This window comes from Ferrovibrio sp. GW821-FHT12B10, from assembly GCF_058807515.1.
In genome coordinates this window covers 1,415,161-1,429,620 of sequence record NZ_JBXAQT010000001.1, presented here as the reverse complement: position 1 = coordinate 1,429,620, position 14,460 = coordinate 1,415,161, and the positions used below count along the sequence as shown (strand labels likewise).

Sequence of the window (14,460 nt, the reverse complement as noted above, 5' to 3'; positions counted from 1 at the left end):
CCGGCATGCTGCCCGATATTCTTCCGCTGTTCCTCGCGCTTTCGGGCGTGGCCCTGATCGCCTTCATGCGCGGTGCCTTTGGCGGCGGCTTCGCTATCGTCGGCATTCCGCTGCTCTCGCTCAGTCTCGATCCGATCACCGCCGGTGCGCTGCTGGCGCCGCTGTTCATCGTCATCGACCTGTTTGCGCTGCGCTACTGGAAGCCCAGCACCTGGTCGAAGCCCGATCTGAAACTGCTGCTGCCCATGCTGCTGTTGGGCATTGCGACGGGGGCCGTGCTGATGCGCGTGCTGGATCGCCATGTGATCGAGATCGCCATGGCGCTGATCACGCTGCTGTTCGCGGGCCTGTGGTTCAAGGGCGGCGGCGAGGTGCGCGTGCAGCCGCGCAAACCCGTGAAAGGCCTGGCTGCCGGCTTCTGCTCCGGCATCACCACGATGGTGGCGCATGCCGGCGGCCCGCCGCTCGCCATGTATCTGCTGCCGCTCGGGTTGTCGAAAATGGTTCTGGCTGGCACCACCAGCCTGTTCTTCACCGTCGCCAATGCCGTGAAGGCCGGGCCGTGGCTGTGGCTGGCACGGCCAGGTGTCGATGTATGGATTTTGATGGCCTGCTGCTTGCCGGTGATTCCGCTCGCCGTCTGGGGTGGCTGGCGCCTGCATGAGCGGCTGGACCAGCGCCAGCTCTATCGTATCTGCTATGGGCTACTGGTCGTCACGGCCTGCAAGCTGCTGTGGGATGGCGCCAGCGGTCTACTTTACGGCTGACCAGAAATCCTCGGCGATCTTCGTCGCGCGTTCGCGCCCCCGGTACAGTCTGATCTCGACTGGGATGATCCAGCTGTCATCGCCGGCCGGCATCAGTGCTTTCGACGCAAGGTCATCGGCGATCAGGCTTTGCGGCAGCCAGGCGAGGCCGCGGCCATCTCTGGCCATCGCCTGCAGCACGGTGGCCAGTGGCGAGATGAACACAGGCTTCAGCGCCGGCGCGGCGCTGCGGCGGGCCAGCACGGCGGTGACGATACGGCCCAGCCCTGAATCCTCCGCGTAAGACAGATAGGCGGCTGAAGCCGCATCCAGCGAATGATCCACTGCTGCTGCCGCGCGCACCGGGATCAGGCGATCCTCGGCCAGCACGCGATGCTGGAAACGGTCGGGCGTCAGGCGGTTCATCACGGTGGCATGGCCATGGCAGAGCAGGAACTGGCTCTGGCCCGCCATCAGCGCTTCCTCTCCGGCCTGCATGCTGCCCGACATCAGGCGGATGGCGCCAAGGCGCGCGGCGATGTCGAGGCTGCGCAGCCAGTCGGGGAAGTAGGTGAGCGACAGTGCCTGCGTGGCCGCAAAGGTCAGCGTCGCGGTTTCGGCCTGCTCGGCTTGACGCGCTTCCTCGCGGCCCTGCATCAGCTTCCGCAATACATCGCGGACAGTGGGCAGGAACTGCTCGCCGGCGGCGGTCAGTTTCACCGGCTGGGTCGAGCGGTCGAACAGTCCGACGCCGGCCCAGTCCTCCAGTGCGCGGATGCGGCGGCTGAAGGCCGGCTGGGTCATATGGCGGGCCTCGGCGGCGCGGCTGAAATTGCCGGTTTCCGCGAGCGTGAGGAAATCCTCCAGCCAGTTCAATTCCATAAGGCGATGCTTTCCACGAATGGCGCGATCAGAACTTGGCATTGGCCACGGGTTCCTGTCCACGCCTAGGATGCCGGCCATAGACACAGGAGCCGCCTAAATATGCGTATTGTCGAAGTCCGTGAAAAAACCGCCTCGATCGCCTCGCCGATCGCCAATGCCTATATCGATTTCTCCAAGATGACCTGCTCGGTCGTTGCCGTGATCACCGATGTGATCCGCGATGGCAAGCCGGTGGTGGGCTTTGGTTTCAACTCCAACGGCCGCTACGGTCAGGGCGCGCTAATGCGGGAGCGCTTCCTGCCGCGCCTGATGGAGGCCAACCCCGAGACGCTCATCGACAAGACGAATGACAATCTGGATCCCTTTGCGATCTGGAAGGTGCTGATGAGCAACGAGAAGCCCGGCGGCCACGGCGAGCGTTCGGTCGCGGTCGGCACGCTCGACATGGCGGTGTGGGATGCCGTGGCCAAGATCGCCGGCGTGCCGCTCTGGCGCCTCTTGGCCGACCGCTATCGCGGTGGCGTCGCCGACGACAAGGTCTGGGTCTATGCCGCCGGCGGTTATTACTATCCGGGCAAGGACCTGTCGGCCCTGCAGGACGAGATGAAAAGCTATCGCGATCGTGGCTATCGTGTCGTCAAGATGAAGATCGGCGGCGAGCCGCTGAAAGATGATCTCAAGCGCATCGAGGCGGTGTTGAAGATCGTCGGCGATGGCCAGAATCTCTGCGTTGATGTGAATGGCCGCTTCGACATCAAGACCGCGATCGAATACGGCGACGCGATCAGGCCTTACAATCTCTTCTGGTATGAGGAAGTAGGCGATCCGCTGGATTACGCGCTGCAGGCCGAGCTCGGCAAGCATTACGACAAGCCGATGGCGACGGGCGAGAACCTCTTCTCGCATCAGGATGCGCGCAACCTGATCCGTTTCGGCGGCATGAACAAGGATCGCGATTTCCTGCAGTTCGACTGCGCGCTCTCTTACGGTCTGGTCGAATACCTGCGCACGCTGGATGTGCTGAAAGAGCATGGCTGGTCCAGCCGGCGCGTGGTGCCGCATGGCGGCCACCAGATGTCGCTCAATATCGCGGCCGGTCTGCATCTGGGCGGCAACGAGAGCTACCCCGATGTGTTCAAGCCCTTCGGCGGTTTCGCCGACGGCATCGCGGTGAACGACAGCTATGTTTCTTTGCCGCAGATTCCCGGCGTCGGTTTCGAGGCCAAGGCCGAACTCTACAAGGTCATGAAGGGCTTGCTGGATTAAGCCTGCGTAACTTTCGCTCCGCGGGACCGCTCGCGGGGCGATTGACAGTCTACGAACTACCCGGCACCCTCTGGTGCATAAGGCGGCGGGCGATGACCCGCTGCCAGAGGAAACACCGGAGACTTACCATGCGCCATTCCCATCTGCTGGCTGCCGCCGCCATTGCCGTCGCGACCACCTTCGCGGGTACGGCTATCGCCCAGACCACCATCAAGCTCGCCTATGCGCTGGCGCCGAACTCGCATTACGGCGTCGCCGCCAATTCCTTCAACGATAACCTGCAGAAGCTGGCGCCCGGCCGCTTCAAGGTCGAGCAGTTCCCCTCCAGCGCGCTGGGCGGTGAACGCGAGACCATCGAGAGCCTGCAGCTCGGCAATCTGGAAATGGTCGTCACGTCGTCGGGCCCGGTGATCAACTTCGTGCCGGAAGCCGGCATCATGGACATTCCTTTCCTGTTCCGCGACTCAGCCCATGCGCGTGCCGCGCTGGATGGCGCGCCGGGTCAGGAAATCCTCGCCAAGTTCCCGGCCAAGGGCCTGGTCGGCCTGGCCTGGGGCGAGCAGGGCTTCCGCCATCTCACCAACTCCAAGCATGCGGTGAACACGCCGGCCGACATGAAGGGGCTGAAGCTGCGCACCATGGAGAATCCGGTACACATGACCGCGTTCCGCACGCTGGGCGCCAGCCCGACGCCGATGGCCTGGCCGGAAGTGATCCAGGGCCTGCAGCAGGGCACCATCGACGGCCAGGAAAATCCGATGTCGGTGATCGTCAGCGCCAAGCTGCCGGAAGTGCAGAAGTATCTGACGCTGTCGCGCCATGTCTACTCGCCGGCCATCCTGATCATGTCCAAGCGCACCTTCGACAAGCTGAATGATGCCGACAAGAAGGCGGTGCAGGATGCCGCCAGGATTGCCGCCAGGGACATGCGCGCCTGGGTCGATGGCGTCGAAGCCAAGGCGGTGGCCGATGTGAAGGCCGCGGGCATGACCGTGGTCGAGAAGGTGGATACCGCCGCCTTCCAGACCGCGCTGGCGCCGGCGTTCGAGGAATATGCCAAGCGCTTCGGCAAGGACAAGATCGAAGCCATTCGCAACTTCAAATAACGCATCGCCTTTTGTAAGAGTCCCGGGCGCGGCTTCAGCTGCGCCCGGTTTCATTTCGGGAAGCCCTCATGCTGCTGTTGCGTCAGATCGACCGCGCCATCCTCCAGGTCAATCGCCTGATCCTGATCATCGCCATGGCGGTGATGTCGGTGATCGTCTTTGCCAATGTGGTGTTGCGCTATACCACCGGCGATTCGATCCTGTGGTCCGAGGAAGTGGCGCGCTACCTGATGATCTGGCTGACCTATCTGGGAATAGGCCCGGTGCTCAGGCTCGGCGGCCATATGGCGATCGACACGCTGCAGGCCGGCCTGGGCGAACCGCGCGCCAAGATCCTGCGCGCGCTGATCGTGGCGCTGATGCTGGGCTTCTGCGTTGTCATGGTGCTGGTCGGCATCGATTTTGTCGACCGCACCTCCGTGCAGTCGACGCCGGTCACCGACATTCCGTTCAGCTATATCGCCGCCGCCATCCCGGTCGGCTTCGCCCTCACCATCTGGCATCTGCTGGCAGTGGCCAGCGGTTTCGTCAGTGACAAGGCCTTTGAAGAGTCGGCCGATCTCGATCCCGACCAGGCGGCCTCCGTATGATCACCGCGATCCTCTTCGGCAGCCTCATCGTCCTGCTGGCACTGGGCATTCCCGTCGCCTTCGCCATCGGCATGTCCAGCCTGGCCGCCATGCTGGCCAACGGGCTTCTCCCGATCAGCCTGGCGCAGAAACTGCTCACCGGCGTCGACAGCTTCCCGCTGATGGCGCTGCCCTTCTTCCTGCTCGCGGCCGAACTGATGACGGGCGGAGCCCTCGCTGAAGTGCTGCTGCGCTTTGCCGCCATGTTCGTCGGCCATCGTCGCGGCGGCCTTGGCTATACCAACATCCTGACGCTGACTTTCTTCTCCGGCATCAGCGGCTCTGCCTTGGCCGATGCCGCCGGTCCGGGCTCGATCCTGATCCGCATGATGCGCAAGTCGGGCTATCCGGCGCCCTATGCGGCGGCGCTGACCGCCAGCACCGCCGTTGTCGGCCCGATCATTCCGCCGTCGATCATCATGATCATCTACGCGCTGCAGGATCAGAATGTCTCGGTGGTGAACCTGTTCATCGCCGGCATCATCCCGGGTCTGCTGATCTCGGGCGCGCTGATGGGCTACAATTTCTGGGCCAGCCACACCCGCAATTTCCGCGGCGAAGGCCAGGCGCCCGATCTCAAGACCATCATCGCCACGACATGGCGGGCTTTACCGGCGTTGGTTCTTCCCGTGATCATCGTGGTCGGCATCCATGGCGGCGTCTTCACGCCGACCGAGGCCTCGGTGATCGCCGTCTTCTATGCGCTGGTCTGCGGCATGTTCGTCTACCGCACGCTCACCTGGTCCATGCTGCCCGGCATCCTGGCGCGCGCCGCCTTCATGACGGCGGCGGTGCTGGTGATCGTCGCCATGTGCTCGGCCTTTGCCTGGGTGCTCACCATCCTGAAGGTTCCGCAGGGCCTGGCGCTGTGGATCGGCAGCCTCGGCCTCGATCCGCTTACCTTCCTCTTGGCGGTCAATATCCTGCTGCTGCTGTTCGGCATCTTCATCGAGCCGCTGCCCGGCGTGATGGTGCTGGTGCCGATCCTGGCGCCGATGGCCTATGCGCTCGGCATCGACCCGATCCATTTCGCCATCGTGGTGATCGTCAACCTCACCATCGGCATGATCACGCCGCCGGTCGGCGGATTGCTGTTCGTCACCGCGATGGTGGCCAAGATCAGGCTCAGCGAGCTCAACAAGGAACTCTATCCGATGCTGGCGGTGCAGCTGGTCGTGCTCGCCCTGATCACCCTGGTGCCGCAGATCAGCACGTGGTTGCCCCAAGCCTTGAAGTGAAGCGATCCTGCAATGAACCAGATGACAATGAAACCCGCGCGCCGCAAGCTGCCGGCGCGCTTCAACGCCATCGCCGTACCCTTCCTGCTGTCGCTGCTGATGACCTGTGTGGTCTCCGGGATTTCCACCATCAACGGCATCGGCCTTGCCGATGGCGTGGTCGGCAAATGGATGCAGGCCTGGGGCCTGTCCTGGATGATCGCGTTTCCGGTGATGATGGTGGTGCTGCCGCTGGTGCGGCGCATCGTCGCGCTGGCGGTGGAACCGGTCGGCTTTACGCCGCCTTCTGAAGACTGACGGCGAAAAAGCCGTCCATGCCGCCGCGCCCCGCCCACATCGAGGGCAGGGTGCGTAGCGCGCCGTCATGGGCCACGGCTTCCGAGGGCAGATGCAGCGCCGCTGCGTCTGCCGGTATCAGTGTTGCGCCTTGCAGGGCCAGCAGATGGCGGATCTGGTATTCGGCTTCCTCGGGCTGCAGCGAGCAGACGCAGTAGACCATGCGGCCCCCGGGCACCAGCAGGCTCCAGGCCTTCGCAATCAGCCGGCGCTGCAGTTCGGCCAGTTTGGCCACATCGGCCTCGTCCTTCAGGTAGGGCAGGTCGGGATGGCGGCGGATGGTGCCGGTCGCCGAGCAGGGCGCATCCAGCAGCACCGCATCGAATTGCCGCGTAGTGTTCCATTCGGCGATCTCGGCGGCCACCACTTCGGCCTGCAGATGCAGCCGCGTCATGTTCTGTTCCAGGCGGCGCAGGCGCTGGGCCGAGCGGTCCACCGCCGTCACCGTCGCGCCCAATGCCGCGAGCTGCGCGGTCTTGCCGCCGGGTGCGGCACAGAGATCGACCACGCGTTTGGCCTTCACTTCGCCCAGCATCTTCACCGGCAGCGCAGCCGCCGCATCCTGCACCCACCAGGCGCCCTCGGCGAAACCCGGCAGGCTTTCGACGCCGCCGGCAGCGGCGCGGCGCAAGCTGCCGCTCGGCAGCAGTTCGGCTTCCAGCTTTTCCGCCCAGCCTGCGGCATCGTCCTTCACGCTGATATCCAGCGGCGCTTCATTCAGATGCGCAAAGGCGATGTCGCGTGCGGCGTCCTCGCCATAGGCGTTGATCCAGCTCTGCCAGAGCCAGTCCGGCGTGTTGGCCTTGGCAGCGTCCTGTTGCGCCACGATGGCGGCACCCTCGGTGGCGACCTTGCGCAGCACGGCATTGATCAGGCCGCGCGGCTTCTTCTGCTCGGGATGCATCAGGTTGACGGCTTCGCCGACAGCGGCATGTGGCGGCGCATCGAGGAACAGCAGCTCGGCCGCGCCCAGCCGCATCGCCTCGCGTGGCAGGCCCTTGGGCCAGAGCGTGAGGAACTTGCGCAAGACGCCATCGATCTGGCCGCGCCGCCGTAAACAGGTCGCCACCAGCCGGCGCACGAAGGCGCGGTCGCGCTCGGACAGCTCGCGGAAGCCGTTCTTGCCGTCCAGCAGCGCATCGTCGAGCGCCCGGCCATGGCCCAGCACGCCGTCCAGCAGGCTGGCGGCGACTCGCCGCGCGGTGGGCGGGGCCGGGGGCGTCTGGTCGAGAGACTGATCGGGGGTGTCGGACATGGCGCTGTTCTAGCGCCGGGGTAGCGCATAGTCGAGCGACTCGCCCTGAAGGGTCATGGGCGGGGTGACGAATCCGGGGTTTCACCAGGACGTGCCCCCTTCGGTCCCGGCCCCTTGCTTGGCGGCGGCGGCCAAATTTGCTACGCCTGCACTATGCCGCAGCAACCCACCCGAATCGCCCCGTCAATCCTCTCGGCCGACTTCGCCCAGCTGGGTTCGGAAGTCGTCGCCATCGACAAGGCCGGCGCCGATTACATCCATATCGATGTGATGGACGGCCATTTCGTGCCCAACCTCACCATCGGGCCAGGCGTGGTCGGCGCGTTGCGCAAGCACACGAAAAAGGTCTTCGACGTGCATCTGATGATTTCGCCCATCGATGCCTTCATCCCGCAATTCGCCGAAGCCGGCGCTGACATCATCACCGTGCACCCGGAAGCCGGCCCGCATGTGCATCGCACGCTGCAGCTCATCCGCTCGCTGGGCAAGAAGGCCGGGCTGTCGCTCAATCCGGGCACGCCGGTCGAGGCCGCGCTGTCGGTCTTGGACATGGTCGATCTCGTGCTGGTGATGAGCGTCAACCCCGGTTTTGGCGGCCAGAAGTTCATTCATACCCAGCTCGACAAGATCAAGACGCTGCGCGCCGCCATCGACAAGAGCGGTCGCGCCATCGACCTGGAAGTCGACGGCGGCATCAATGCCGAAACCGCGCAGCTTGCCGTCGATGCCGGCGCCGATGTGCTGGTGGCTGGCACCGCCACCTTCCAGGGCGGCCCGTCGGCCTATGCCGACAACATCGCGCGGGTGCGCGCGTCCCGTACCAAGTGAGCTGACGTGACTGCGGCCCTGCTGCAGGACTCACTGACGAGCAAGCTGCGCCGGCATCTCGCCGGCCTGTGGCATGGCACGCGGTTGTATGGCATCACGCTGCCGCGCAAGGCGCCGCTCGAATTGCCGCTGCTCCCTGATGATTGTTTCCCCGGCACAGTCTCCAATGCCGATCGCCTGTTCCAGGGCCGCTTCGTCTTCGCCGGCGCCGAGATCGTTTCGCCGCATGCCGCCCCCTGGGCGATGACCGCCGATCAGGCCAGGCTCGATGCGCAGAATTTCGCCGCCTGGGCCGCCGGCCTGCATGGTTTCGGCTGGCTGCGCGATTTCGCGGCGCAGGGCGGCGACATGGCGCGCAAGATGGCGCGGTCGCTCACCGCCGACTGGATCGCCAGACACGATCGCATCCATGGCCTGCCCTGGCGCGTCGATGTCGCCGGCCGCCGCCTCACGCACTGGATCCTGGCGGCGCATTTCCTGCTCGATGGCGCGGATGAGCGCTTCGCCCATGATTTCCTGCTCTGTATCGCGCGCCATCGCGCCCATCTGGGCCGCGCCGCGCTGCATGCGCCGGTTGGCCTGCCGCGCTTCCATGCCATGCTCGGCCTGGTCTATGGCGTCGAGGCGATGGGCGAGGGCGACAAGGCCGGCGCCGCCGCCATGCGCGAACTCTGCGACAGCCTGGAGGCACAGGTCTTCGCCGATGGCGGCCATGTCTCGCGCAATCCTTCCGCGCTGCTGCGGTTGACCCGCGATGTGATCGCGCTGTGGCGTTTCTTAAGCGCCGTCGATCCCGAACGCGCCGGCCCGTTGCAGATCATGCTGGACCGCATGGCGCCGATGCTGCGCTTTTTCCGCCACGGCGATGGCGGGCTGGCGCTGTTCCATGGATCGGAAGAAGAGCTGCCATCGCAGATCGACCTCACGCTCGATCTGTCGGAGGCGCGCGGCAAGCCGCTCAGTTCTGCCAGCCACAGCCGCTACGAGCGCGCCGCCGCCAAACGCGCGCTGCTGCTGCTCGATGCCGGTCCGACGCCGGTCGGCATGGCGCCGCAGCCGCATCGCGGCCTGCTCTCGGCGGAATTCAGCCATGGCAAGGATCGCCTGATCGTCAATTGCGGCGCCGCGCGCCAGGTCAGCGGCAGCTGGGCGGTTGCGCTCAGCGGTATCGCCGCGCATAGCACGCTCAGCCTTGGCCCGGTCAATGGAAAGCTGTGCGAGCCGGCGCTGACGGCTGCAGTCACGGTGACGCGCAACGAACTCGACGGCGCGATCTGGTTCGAGGCCGAACATGACGGCTGGCATGCCAGCCACAATCGTATTCACCGCCGCCGCCTCTATCTGGCGGCGGGCGGCGAGGATCTGCGCGGCGAGGATATCGTCACCGAAGCAGCCGGCATGCCGGCCGAGGCCACGCTGCGCCTGCATTTGCATCCGTCCGTTCACGCCTCCCTGATTGGCAGCGGCGACACGGTTATTCTGAAAGCGTGCAGCGGCCAGGGCTGGCGCTGGCGCGGCGCAGGGGGCATGGTGCGCCTGGAAGACAGCATCTATTTTGGCTTGGCTGGCGAAGCGCGCCGTACCCAGCAGATTGTCATGACCGGATCGGCCGGCACGGATGCCCTGGTGTTCAAATGGGCCCTTACAAAAATAAACTAGGCAAGTTCGGACCGGTGCATGTGCTGACCGAGGGTCAGCAGGCCGGCCCCGGCGCGGCCACCGACAGCCAGCTGCTCAGCCTCGCCTCGCTGCCGTCGCAGCCGTGGAAGAATGGCTGCGGCGTCACCACTGAAATCGCCATCGGTCCGGTCGGCGCGACGCTGGAGAATTTCCGCTGGCGCGTTAGCCGTGCGGTGATTGACCGCGAAGGGCCCTTCTCGGTGTTTCCCGACGTCAATCGCTGGATCGCGCTGATGGAGGGGCCGGGTGGCCGCATCGATTTTTCCGACGGCACCGGCTTCGATCTGGTGCCGCATCGCGTTTTCACCTTTCCCGGCGATCTCAAGGCGATGTGCCGGCTGAAACGCGGGCAGGTTTGCACGGTGATCAACGTGATGGCGCGCAGGGACATGGTGATGCGCGTCAATATCGCGCGCAGCACGCAGCCGATCCCCTCGCGCGGCCATGCGGCGGTATCGAGCTCCGGCGTTGCCGTGCGCCTTGATGCCAACCATGTGCTGACCGCGGATGCCGACCAATGAGCGGTGGCCAATGAGCGATGATGCAATCGAAATGGGGCTGATCGACCTGGCCGCGCTGCCGGCGCGGCCGTGGAAGAATGGCGGTGGCGTCACCACCGAGATCGCCGTGTATCCGCCGGGCGCGTCGATGGATACCTTCAGCTGGCGCATCAGCCGGGCGCAGATCGATCAGGATGGACCCTTCTCGGCTTTTCCGCATGTCACGCGCTGGATCACGCTGCTCAGCGGCAACGGCTTCGAACTCGGCTTTCCCGGCGGCCGCGCGCTGGTGGTGAACCGGCCTTTCGTGCCGCATCGCTTCGACGGCGGCCTGGCGACGCAGTGCCGCCTGCTCGACGGCCCCTGTGTCGATCTCAATGTGATGGCGCATAAGAGCCTCAGTGTCGCCATCAGCGTCGATGCCCCCACGCCTGATGCTCCGCCCGACGGCCATGCCCTGCGCCGGCCCGGTGCCATGCTGATCCGGCTCAGCCCGGATCGCGTCATGCGGCTGTTGATTTCCGGCTGATGTTTCCTATATGTTCTATTTAGCGCTTCGCTCAGGTGATTAACCTGAGCGAAAACAGTGGCTTATGCCTTGAGATCGGCGGGCTGTTCAAATCCGGCGGGAAGCCAAACGAACGCAAACGAGCCGAAACGAACGGAAACGAAGCCGAACGAACGGAAACGAAGCAAAACGAACGCAAACGAACGCCAGCGACGCCAAACGAACGAAAACGAAGCCCTTAACCCTTTGCCTTGGCGACCAGCGGCTTCAGCGGCGCGGCCGGGCGCGGGCCGATATGGGCGATCACTTCTGCGGCACAGAGCGAGCCCAGCGTGCCGGCCTGATGCAGGTCGAAATCATGGGTGAAGCCGTAGAGGAAACCGGCCGCGTACAGGTCGCCCGCACCGGTGGTGTCGATCACCTTCACGCCCTTCACGGCATCGATGATATGCACGGCCTCGCCGGCGATGATCACCGAGCCTTTTTCCGAACGGGTGAGGGCTGCGACATCGACATGGCCGCGCACATGCTGCAGCGCCGCGTCGAAATCCTGCACCTGGTAGAGCGCGGTGATCTCGGCCTCGTTGGCGAAGAGGATGTCGATGTGATGTTCGACCAGATGCATGAATTCCGCGCGGTGACGGTCGACGCAGAAGCTGTCCGAGAGCGACATCGCCACCTTGCGGCCGGCGTCATGCGCCAGCGAGATGGACTTGCGCATGGCGTCCTTCGCCTTGGGCTGGTCCCACAGATAGCCTTCCAGATACACGATTTCCGCGGCATTCACGGCATTCGCGTCGATGTCGTCGGGCGTCAGGTCGATGCTGGCGCCCAGATAGGTGTTCATGGTGCGCTGCGCATCGGGCGTCACCATGATCAGGCAGCGCGCGGTCGAGGCGCCTTCGGTGGCGGCCGGCGTGTCGTATTGCACGCCCAGCTTGCGGATGTCGCTGGTGAAGCTGACGCCCAACTGGTCGTTGCGCACGCGGCCGATGAACTGCACCGTGCCGCCCAGTGCGGCGAGGCCGGCGGCAGTGTTGGCGGCCGAACCGCCCGAGGCTTCGACGCGCTCGGGCATGGCGTTGTACAGCTGCTCGGCGCGACCGCCGTCGATCAGGGTCATGCCGCCCTTGGGCATGCCATGTTCATCGAGGAAATGGTTGTCCACCCGTGCCAGCACATCGACGATGGCGTTGCCGATGGCGAGGACGTTGTTGCGGGGAGCAGTCATTGGCGTCTTTCCGGATGAGGGTGAATGCCGTTACTCTGTAAACAATCGACAGAAGGAAGGCAAATATGGACGCGTTGATCCGGATGACCGCCCGCCAGGCCGTGGCGGCCCTGAAAAAGCGGGAGGTGACCCCGGCGGAGCTGATCGACGCAGCGGCCGCCCGCATCGCGGCGGTCGAGCCCCAGATCAACGCCCTGCCCACGCTCTGCCTGGACCGCGCCCGGGCGCTGGCCGCCAAGCTGGTGCCGCCCGATCCGGCCCCGCCGGGCTACCTCTACGGCCTGCCGATCGCCACCAAGGACTTGGTCGATGTGGCCGGTGTGCGCTCCACCCAGGGCAGCCGGATCTTCGCCGACCATGTGCCGACCAAATCCGGCTGGTCGGTCGAACGGCTGGAAAGTAACGGCGCGCTGATCGTCGCCAAGTCGAACACGCCCGAATTCGGCGCCGGCTCGCAGACCTTCAATGATGTCTTCGGCACCACCACCAATCCGTGGAACACGTCGACCACGCCGGCGGGATCCTCGGGCGGTGCTGCGGCCTGCCTCGCGGCCGGCGAGGTCTGGCTCGCCGATGGCTCCGATCTCGGCGGGTCTTTGCGCATTCCGGCCAGCTTCACCGGCGTGGTGGGATTGCGCCCGTCGCCTGGGCGCGTGGCCTTCGGTCCGCGCGCCCTGCCGTTCGATCCGCTGTCGGTCTATGGCCCGATGGCGCGCAATGTCGGCGACTGCGCGCTGATGCTCGATGCGATGAGCGGGTTCGATCCGCGTGATCCGCTGTCGATCCCCGCGCCAGAGCGCAGCTTCGTTGCGTCGGTCGATCACGCCATGGTCACTGGGCGGCTTCCGAGTCGGTTTGCTAGTGGCTGTCGTGTCGGCTGGTCGCCGGACCTCGGTCTGTCGCCGGTCGATCCGGAAGTCCTCAGCCTGTGCGAAGCCGCGGTGAAGCGGATCGAGGCATTGGGCGCTGCGGTCAGCGAGGACGTGCCGGATTTCAGCGGGGCGGAAGAGTGTTTCCAGACATTGCGCGCGTCGAATTTCGCAACCACCGTTTGGCCCAAGATCAAGGACAAGCAGGATCTGGTCAAACCGGAGGTGATCTGGAATGCCGAGAAGGGCTTGAAGCTCACCGGCGTCGAGCGCGCCGAGGCCATGCGTGTGCAGGGCCTGATCTACAATCGCGTGGCGGCCTTCTTCGAGAAGAACGATTTTCTGGTGCTGCCCACTTGCGTGGCGCCGCCCTTCGATCATCGCAAGCGCTATCTGGAAGAAGTCGCCGGCCGCAAGTTCGATACCTATATCTCCTGGCTGGTGCTCACTTTCGCGATCACCATCACCGGCACGCCGGCGATTTCGATTCCCTGCGGTGTCACGCGCAAAGGGTTGCCGGTTGGGTTGCAGATCGTGGCGCGGCCGCGCGGCGAGGCCGAACTCTTAGCCTTCAGTGCGGTGCTCGAAGCCACGCTCGGCCTGAGCGGCAAGGTACCGCTCGATCCGATCAACGGCAGTCCGGACTAGAGCGCTGCCATGATCGCAAGCTCCTTCAGCCGCGCACTCTCGCAACTGCCCGATCCGGCCTTCCAGCGCGTGCTGGTCAAGTCGCTGCTGATCAGCATGGTGGTCTTCGGCCTGCTGGCCGTCGGCCTGTGGTCGGCGCTACTGCTGCTGCCCGACACCCAGCAGACCTGGCTCGACTGGCTGATCGGCACGCTGTCGGCGCTCGGCTTCTTCCTCGGCATGATGCTGCTGTTCCCGGCCGTGATGACGGCCGCGATCGGCTTGTTCCTCGACGACATCGCCGATGCGGTGGAGCAGCGCTATTACCTGGGCGAGGCGCCCGGCCGCCCGCTCAGCTTCTGGCCGGCGCTGGGCAGCGCGTTGCGCTTCCTCGGCACCGTGCTGCTGATCAACGGCCTGCTGCTGCCCATCTACGCCGTGCTGCTGTTCTTCCCGCCGCTGTCCTTCATGCTATCGCTGCTGGTGAACGGCTGGCTGGTCGGGCGGGAATATTTCGAGCTGGTGGCCTTCCGCTACCTGCCACGCTCCGATGCCGACCGGCTGCGCCGCCAGAAGCGGGGCGACGTCTGGCTCTGCGGCGTGCTTATTGTTCTTCTGTTAACCATTCCGCTGGTAAACTTTCTCGTCCCGATAGTAGCAACCGCGTTCATGGTTCACGTCTACAAACGGTTACGGACGACGGAACGGCCTTAACACGCCGGCAGTAACAGGCTGCTGGACGGATCGGAGGAGTAC

At 65.1% G+C, this 14,460-nt stretch carries 15 protein-coding genes; 12 read left to right on the top strand and 3 right to left on the bottom strand.

Features of this window, described 5'->3' with window-relative positions:
* Nucleotides 1–5 precede the first annotated feature (5 nt).
* The gene (locus AC1RRT_RS07260) at nucleotides 6–767 is read left to right on the top strand and encodes a sulfite exporter TauE/SafE family protein (protein WP_493013106.1); all 762 of its coding nucleotides are present in this window, start codon (nucleotides 6–8) and stop codon (nucleotides 765–767) included.
* On the opposite strand, the gene AC1RRT_RS07255 is transcribed toward AC1RRT_RS07260, so the two are convergent.
* Nucleotides 753–1,628 (bottom strand): LysR family transcriptional regulator, encoded by an 876-nt coding sequence (locus tag AC1RRT_RS07255; protein WP_493013105.1) that lies wholly within the window; start codon nucleotides 1,626–1,628, stop codon nucleotides 753–755. The two genes, AC1RRT_RS07260 and AC1RRT_RS07255, sit on opposite strands and share 15 nt — an antisense overlap.
* Nucleotides 1,629–1,730: 102 nt before the next feature.
* Between AC1RRT_RS07255 and AC1RRT_RS07250 the strand changes: the two genes are divergently transcribed.
* The 5 genes from AC1RRT_RS07250 to AC1RRT_RS07230 all read left to right on the top strand — a co-directional run bounded on the left by AC1RRT_RS07250 (nucleotide 1,731) and on the right by AC1RRT_RS07230 (nucleotide 6,167).
* Nucleotides 1,731–2,897, top strand: coding sequence for a mandelate racemase/muconate lactonizing enzyme family protein (locus AC1RRT_RS07250; protein ID WP_493013104.1), 1,167 nt, complete (start codon nucleotides 1,731–1,733; stop codon nucleotides 2,895–2,897).
* A gap of 128 nt (nucleotides 2,898–3,025) precedes the next feature.
* Entirely contained in the window at nucleotides 3,026–4,003 is a 978-nt protein-coding gene (locus tag AC1RRT_RS07245) for a TRAP transporter substrate-binding protein (RefSeq protein WP_493013103.1), read from the top strand.
* Between the two features lie 68 nt (nucleotides 4,004–4,071).
* Nucleotides 4,072–4,593: a TRAP transporter small permease gene (locus AC1RRT_RS07240; protein ID WP_493013102.1), complete on the top strand. Its 522-nt coding sequence runs from the start codon at nucleotides 4,072–4,074 to the stop codon at nucleotides 4,591–4,593.
* On the top strand, nucleotides 4,590–5,870 hold the full coding sequence (locus AC1RRT_RS07235) for a TRAP transporter large permease (protein ID WP_493013101.1): 1,281 nt from the start codon (nucleotides 4,590–4,592) through the stop codon (nucleotides 5,868–5,870). The genes AC1RRT_RS07240 and AC1RRT_RS07235 overlap by 4 nt, the downstream gene beginning before the upstream one ends.
* Nucleotides 5,871–5,891: 21 nt before the next feature.
* The gene (locus tag AC1RRT_RS07230) at nucleotides 5,892–6,167 is read left to right on the top strand and encodes a DUF2798 domain-containing protein (RefSeq protein WP_493013100.1); all 276 of its coding nucleotides are present in this window, start codon (nucleotides 5,892–5,894) and stop codon (nucleotides 6,165–6,167) included.
* Here the strand turns inward: AC1RRT_RS07230 and AC1RRT_RS07225 are convergent.
* Nucleotides 6,145–7,461 carry an RsmB/NOP family class I SAM-dependent RNA methyltransferase gene (locus AC1RRT_RS07225; protein ID WP_493013099.1) on the bottom strand — a complete coding sequence of 439 codons (1,317 nt, stop codon included), beginning with the start codon at nucleotides 7,459–7,461 and terminating at the stop codon, nucleotides 6,145–6,147. The genes AC1RRT_RS07230 and AC1RRT_RS07225 overlap by 23 nt on opposite strands.
* A 153-nt stretch (nucleotides 7,462–7,614) precedes the next feature.
* Between AC1RRT_RS07225 and rpe the strand changes: the two genes are divergently transcribed.
* The 4 genes from rpe to AC1RRT_RS07205 are packed head-to-tail and all read left to right on the top strand — an operon-like array spanning nucleotide 7,615 to nucleotide 10,998.
* A complete protein-coding gene (rpe, locus tag AC1RRT_RS07220) occupies nucleotides 7,615–8,289 on the top strand; it encodes a ribulose-phosphate 3-epimerase (RefSeq protein ID WP_493013098.1) in 675 nt (224 codons plus the stop codon).
* 6 nt (nucleotides 8,290–8,295) lie between these two features.
* Nucleotides 8,296–9,948, top strand: a complete 1,653-nt coding sequence (locus tag AC1RRT_RS07215) for a heparinase II/III family protein (protein ID WP_493013097.1) — start codon at nucleotides 8,296–8,298, stop codon at nucleotides 9,946–9,948.
* Nucleotides 9,924–10,490: a HutD/Ves family protein gene (locus AC1RRT_RS07210; protein ID WP_493013096.1), complete on the top strand. Its 567-nt coding sequence runs from the start codon at nucleotides 9,924–9,926 to the stop codon at nucleotides 10,488–10,490. Before AC1RRT_RS07215 ends, AC1RRT_RS07210 begins: the two co-directional genes overlap by 25 nt.
* Before the next feature lie 10 nt (nucleotides 10,491–10,500).
* Nucleotides 10,501–10,998 (top strand): HutD/Ves family protein, encoded by a 498-nt coding sequence (locus AC1RRT_RS07205; protein ID WP_493013095.1) that lies wholly within the window; start codon nucleotides 10,501–10,503, stop codon nucleotides 10,996–10,998.
* A gap of 217 nt (nucleotides 10,999–11,215) precedes the next feature.
* Here AC1RRT_RS07205 and AC1RRT_RS07200 read toward each other — a convergent pair whose 3' ends face one another.
* Nucleotides 11,216–12,208, bottom strand: coding sequence for an adenosine kinase (locus AC1RRT_RS07200; RefSeq protein WP_493013094.1), 993 nt, complete (start codon nucleotides 12,206–12,208; stop codon nucleotides 11,216–11,218).
* A 65-nt stretch (nucleotides 12,209–12,273) separates the two neighbouring features.
* On the opposite strand from AC1RRT_RS07200, the gene AC1RRT_RS07195 reads away from it, so the two are divergent.
* Nucleotides 12,274–13,725, top strand: a complete 1,452-nt coding sequence (locus tag AC1RRT_RS07195) for an amidase (protein ID WP_493013093.1) — start codon at nucleotides 12,274–12,276, stop codon at nucleotides 13,723–13,725.
* 9 nt (nucleotides 13,726–13,734) lie between these two features.
* Entirely contained in the window at nucleotides 13,735–14,418 is a 684-nt protein-coding gene (locus AC1RRT_RS07190; RefSeq protein ID WP_493013092.1) for an EI24 domain-containing protein, read from the top strand.
* The last annotated feature ends 42 nt before the right edge of the window (nucleotides 14,419–14,460 follow it).